The 5,262-nt window shown below is 56.6% G+C and carries 3 rRNA genes; all 3 read right to left on the minus strand.

Features of this window, described 5'->3' with window-relative positions:
• Position 1 precedes the first annotated feature (1 nt).
• The 3 genes from rrf to IEY30_RS21665 all read right to left on the minus strand — a co-directional run bounded on the left by rrf (position 2) and on the right by IEY30_RS21665 (position 5,238).
• A 5S ribosomal RNA gene (gene rrf / locus IEY30_RS21655) occupies positions 2–118 on the minus strand.
• 78 nt (positions 119–196) lie between these two features.
• A 23S ribosomal RNA gene (locus tag IEY30_RS21660) occupies positions 197–3,328 on the minus strand.
• Between the two features lie 388 nt (positions 3,329–3,716).
• Positions 3,717–5,238: ribosomal RNA gene (locus tag IEY30_RS21665) — 16S ribosomal RNA — on the minus strand.
• The 16S, 23S and 5S rRNA genes sit together here, the layout of an rRNA operon.
• Positions 5,239–5,262: the final 24 nt, after the last annotated feature.

A 5,262-nucleotide genomic window follows, 5' to 3' on the forward strand; every position in this document is an offset into this window, starting at 1 on the left:
TGTCCGGCTGCGTCCTACTCTCCCACACCGTCACCAGTGCAGTACCATCGGCGCTGAAGGGCTTAGCTTCCGGGTTCGGAATGGAGCCGGGCGTTTCCCCTTCGCTATGACAGCCGAAACTCTATGGAGATATCAATCAGTGGGTTGGTTCCCGTTTGTATCTCGGGAACTGCACAGTGGACGCGTAGCATCTTTGTAAGTCAAGTTATCGGCTTATTAGTACCGGTCAGCTCCACACATTGCTGTGCTTCCACATCCGGCCTATCAACCCAGTAGTCTAGCTGGGAGCCTCTCGCCCTCGCGGGCCTGGAAACCTCATCTTGAAACGTGCTTCCCGCTTAGATGCTTTCAGCGGTTATCACTTCCGAACGTAGCTAATCAGCGGTGCTCTTGGCAGAACAACTGACACACCAGAGGTTCGTCCATCCCGGTCCTCTCGTACTAGGGACAGCCTTTCTCAAGTTTCCTACGCGCACAGCGGATAGGGACCGAACTGTCTCACGACGTTCTAAACCCAGCTCGCGTACCGCTTTAATGGGCGAACAGCCCAACCCTTGGGACCTACTCCAGCCCCAGGATGCGACGAGCCGACATCGAGGTGCCAAACCATGCCGTCGATATGGACTCTTGGGCAAGATCAGCCTGTTATCCCCGGGGTACCTTTTATCCGTTGAGCGACGGCGCTTCCACAAGCCACCGCCGGATCACTAGTCCCGACTTTCGTCCCTGCTCGACATGTCTGTCTCACAGTCAAGCTCCCTTGTGCACTTACACTCGAAACCTGATTACCAACCAGGCTGAGGGAACCTTTGGGCGCCTCCGTTACCTTTTAGGAGGCAACCGCCCCAGTTAAACTACCCACCAGGCACTGTCCCTGATCCGGATCACGGACCGAGGTTAGATATCCAGAACGACCAGAGTGGTATTTCAACGTTGACTCCACCATCACTGACGTGACGGCTTCACAGTCTCCCACCTATCCTACACAAGCCGTACCGAACACCAATACCAAGCTGTAGTAAAGGTCCCGGGGTCTTTCCGTCCTGCTGCGCGTAACGAGCATCTTTACTCGTAGTGCAATTTCGCCGAGTTCGTGGTTGAGACAGTGGAGAAGTCGTTACGCCATTCGTGCAGGTCGGAACTTACCCGACAAGGAATTTCGCTACCTTAGGATGGTTATAGTTACCACCGCCGTTTACTGGCGCTTAAGTTCTCAGCTTCGCCGTGAGGCTAACCGGTCCCCTTAACGTTCCAGCACCGGGCAGGCGTCAGTCCGTATACATCGTCTTGCGACTTGGCACGGACCTGTGTTTTTAGTAAACAGTCGCTTCTCCCTGGTCTCTGCGGCCGATCACGCTCGGACAGCTTGTGTCGTCACGATCAGGGCCCCCCTTCTCCCGAAGTTACGGGGGTATTTTGCCGAATTCCTTAACCACGATTCACTCGATCGCCTTGGTATTCTCTACCTAACCACCTGAGTCGGTTTGGGGTACGGGCGGCTCGAACCTCGCTAGAAGTTTTTCTCGGCAGCATAGGATCACCCTCTTCCCGCATTCGCGGTCACTATCAGGTCTCAGGCTTGTATGCGACCCGGATTTGCCTGGATCGCGCCCTACACCCTTGGACGTGGACAACCATCGCCACGCGGAGGCTACCTTCCTGCGTCACTCCATCGCTTGACTACTACCAGATCGGGTCGTGCGCTCCACACACCCGGTAACCCCGAAGGGTTGGTGGGTGTGCTTCAGGCACTTAGCATCACTGGGTTCATCATGGGCGGTCCTTCGCCGGTTCCGGAATATCAACCGGATGTCCATCGACTACGCCTGTCGGCCTCGCCTTAGGTCCCGACTTACCCAGGGCAGATTAGCTTGACCCTGGAACCCTTGGTTATTCGGCGGACGGGTTTCTCGCCCGTCATTCGCTACTCATGCCTGCATTCTCACTCGTGTGGCCTCCACGGCTGGTTCACACCGCCGCTTCCCTGGCCACACGACGCTCCCCTACCCATCAACACGCCTGGACACCAGTCCCGCAGGAGTTGGTGCCGAGCAGTATGTCAATGCCACAGCTTCGGTGGTGTGCTTGAGCCCCGCTACATTGTCGGCGCGGAATCACTTGACCAGTGAGCTATTACGCACTCTTTAAAGGGTGGCTGCTTCTAAGCCAACCTCCTGGTTGTCACAGCAACTCCACATCCTTTCCCACTTAGCACACGCTTAGGGACCTTAGCTGGTGATCTGGGCTGTTTCCCTCTCGACTACGGAGCTTATCCCCCGCAGTCTCACTGCCACGCTCTCACTTACCGGCATTCGGAGTTTGGCTAACGTCAGTAACCTGGTGAGGCCCATCAGCTATCCAGTAGCTCTACCTCCGGCAAGAAACACGTGACGCTGCACCTAAATGCATTTCGGGGAGAACCAGCTATCACGGAGTTTGATTGGCCTTTCACCCCTACCCACAGCTCATCCCCTCAGTTTTCAACCTAAGTGGGTTCGGTCCTCCACGCAGTCTTACCTGCGCTTCAACCTGGCCATGGGTAGATCACTCCGCTTCGGGTCTAGACCCAGCGACTCAAACGCCCTATTCGGACTCGCTTTCGCTACGGCTTCCCCACACGGGTTAACCTCGCCACTGAGCACTAACTCGCAGGCTCATTCTTCAAAAGGCACGCTGTCACCCCACACGCCCAACGGCGGGAGGCTCCAACGGATTGTAGGCACACGGTTTCAGGATCTATTTCACTCCCCTCCCGGGGTACTTTTCACCTTTCCCTCACGGTACTTGTCCGCTATCGGTCACCAGGGAATATTTAGGCTTAGCAGGTGGTCCTGCCAGATTCACACGGGATTTCTCGGGCCCCGTGCTACTTGGGAAACACCACCGGGAGTCCACACCATTTCGTCTACGGGGGTCGCACCCTCTATGCCGAGCCATTCAATGCTCTTCGACTATGACGCAGATTTCTCACTCCCTACCAGCATGTCAGCACCGGTTGGCGGGTCCCACGACCCCGAACGTGCAACGCCTGACAGCTATCACACACGCCCGGTTTAGCCTCATCCGCTTTCGCTCGCCACTACTCACGGAATCACATGTTGTTTTCTCTTCCTGTGGGTACTGAGATGTTTCACTTCCCCACGTTCCCTCCACACACCCTATATATTCAGGTGCGGGTGACTGGACTTGCCTCCAGCCGGGTTTCCCCATTCGGAAATCCTCGGATCACAGTCTGGTTATCGACTACCCGAGGCTTATCGCAGATTCCTACGTCCTTCTTCGGTTCCTGGTGCCAAGGCATCCACCGTGTGCCCTTAAAAACTTGAACACTACAAAGATGCTCGCGTCCACTGTGAAGTTCTCAAAATACAACCGGCACCCCACACCCACCACGACAAAGCCGCGATCTCGGCAGGGCCCACATCCAGAAGAAACCAACCAACACCACCACCAGCACCAGTCACGAATGACTGACCGCCGGCCCTGGCGTTGCCCGATCCTTCAGGACCCAACAACGTGTCAAGCGCCTCCCCGAACCCCTGCCTCGCGTTCCACTCCCTCCCACCTTCCGGTGATCAACAGGCTGTACTTACGAGCAACAGCTCGAGTCAGCGCCAAAATCGATGTTCCACCCTTGAGCACCCGCTGCCCCACACTCGGGGACAGACCGGGCTCTGGAACGCAAACCCGAGGGTCTGCGATCAGATGCTCCTTAGAAAGGAGGTGATCCAGCCGCACCTTCCGGTACGGCTACCTTGTTACGACTTAGTCCCAATCGCCAGTCCCACCTTCGACGGCTCCCCCCACAAGGGTTGGGCCACCGGCTTCGGGTGTTACCGACTTTCGTGACTTGACGGGCGGTGTGTACAAGGCCCGGGAACGTATTCACCGCAGCGTTGCTGATCTGCGATTACTAGCGACTCCGACTTCATGGGGTCGAGTTGCAGACCCCAATCCGAACTGAGACCGGTTTTTTGGGATTCGCTCCACCTCGCGGTTTCGCAGCCCTTTGTACCGGCCATTGTAGCATGCGTGAAGCCCAAGACATAAGGGGCATGATGATTTGACGTCATCCCCACCTTCCTCCGAGTTGACCCCGGCAGTCTCCTATGAGTCCCCACCATGACGTGCTGGCAACATAGAACGAGGGTTGCGCTCGTTGCGGGACTTAACCCAACATCTCACGACACGAGCTGACGACAACCATGCACCACCTGTACACCAGTCCGAAGACGCACCCATCTCTGAGTGATTCCGGTGTATGTCAAGCCTTGGTAAGGTTCTTCGCGTTGCATCGAATTAATCCGCATGCTCCGCCGCTTGTGCGGGCCCCCGTCAATTCCTTTGAGTTTTAGCCTTGCGGCCGTACTCCCCAGGCGGGGAACTTAATGCGTTAGCTGCGGCACGGATCTCGTGGAATGAGACCCACACCTAGTTCCCAACGTTTACGGCATGGACTACCAGGGTATCTAATCCTGTTCGCTCCCCATGCTTTCGCTTCTCAGTGTCAGTAATGGCCCAGAGACCTGCCTTCGCCATCGGTGTTCCTCCTGATATCTGCGCATTCCACCGCTACACCAGGAATTCCAGTCTCCCCTACCACACTCTAGTCTGCCCGTACCCACTGCAAGTCCGAGGTTGAGCCTCGGATTTTCACAGCAGACGCGACAAACCACCTACAAGCTCTTTACGCCCAATAATTCCGGACAACGCTCGCACCCTACGTATTACCGCGGCTGCTGGCACGTAGTTAGCCGGTGCTTCTTCTGCAGGTACCGTCACTTTCGCTTCTTCCCTGCTGAAAGAGGTTTACAACCCGAAGGCCGTCATCCCTCACGCGGCGTCGCTGCATCAGGCTTTCGCCCATTGTGCAATATTCCCCACTGCTGCCTCCCGTAGGAGTCTGGGCCGTGTCTCAGTCCCAGTGTGGCCGGTCGCCCTCTCAGGCCGGCTACCCGTCGTCGCCTTGGTGAGCCACTACCTCACCAACAAGCTGATAGGCCGCGAGTCCATCCCAGACCGAAAAACTTTCCACACCATGCCCATGCAGGCTGGTGTCATATCCGGTATTAGCTCCGGTTTCCCGGGGTTATCCCAGAGTCTGGGGCAGGTTACTCACGTGTTACTCACCCGTTCGCCACTGATCAGACCAAGCAAGCTTGATCGTCACCGTTCGACTTGCATGTGTTAAGCACGCCGCCAGCGTTCGTCCTGAGCCAGGATCAAACTCTCCGTTGATGTTCAAACACCCACCCCCGAAAA

Source organism: Terrabacter tumescens (assembly GCF_014646815.1).
Classification (GTDB): Bacteria; Actinomycetota; Actinomycetes; order Actinomycetales; family Dermatophilaceae; genus Terrabacter; species Terrabacter tumescens.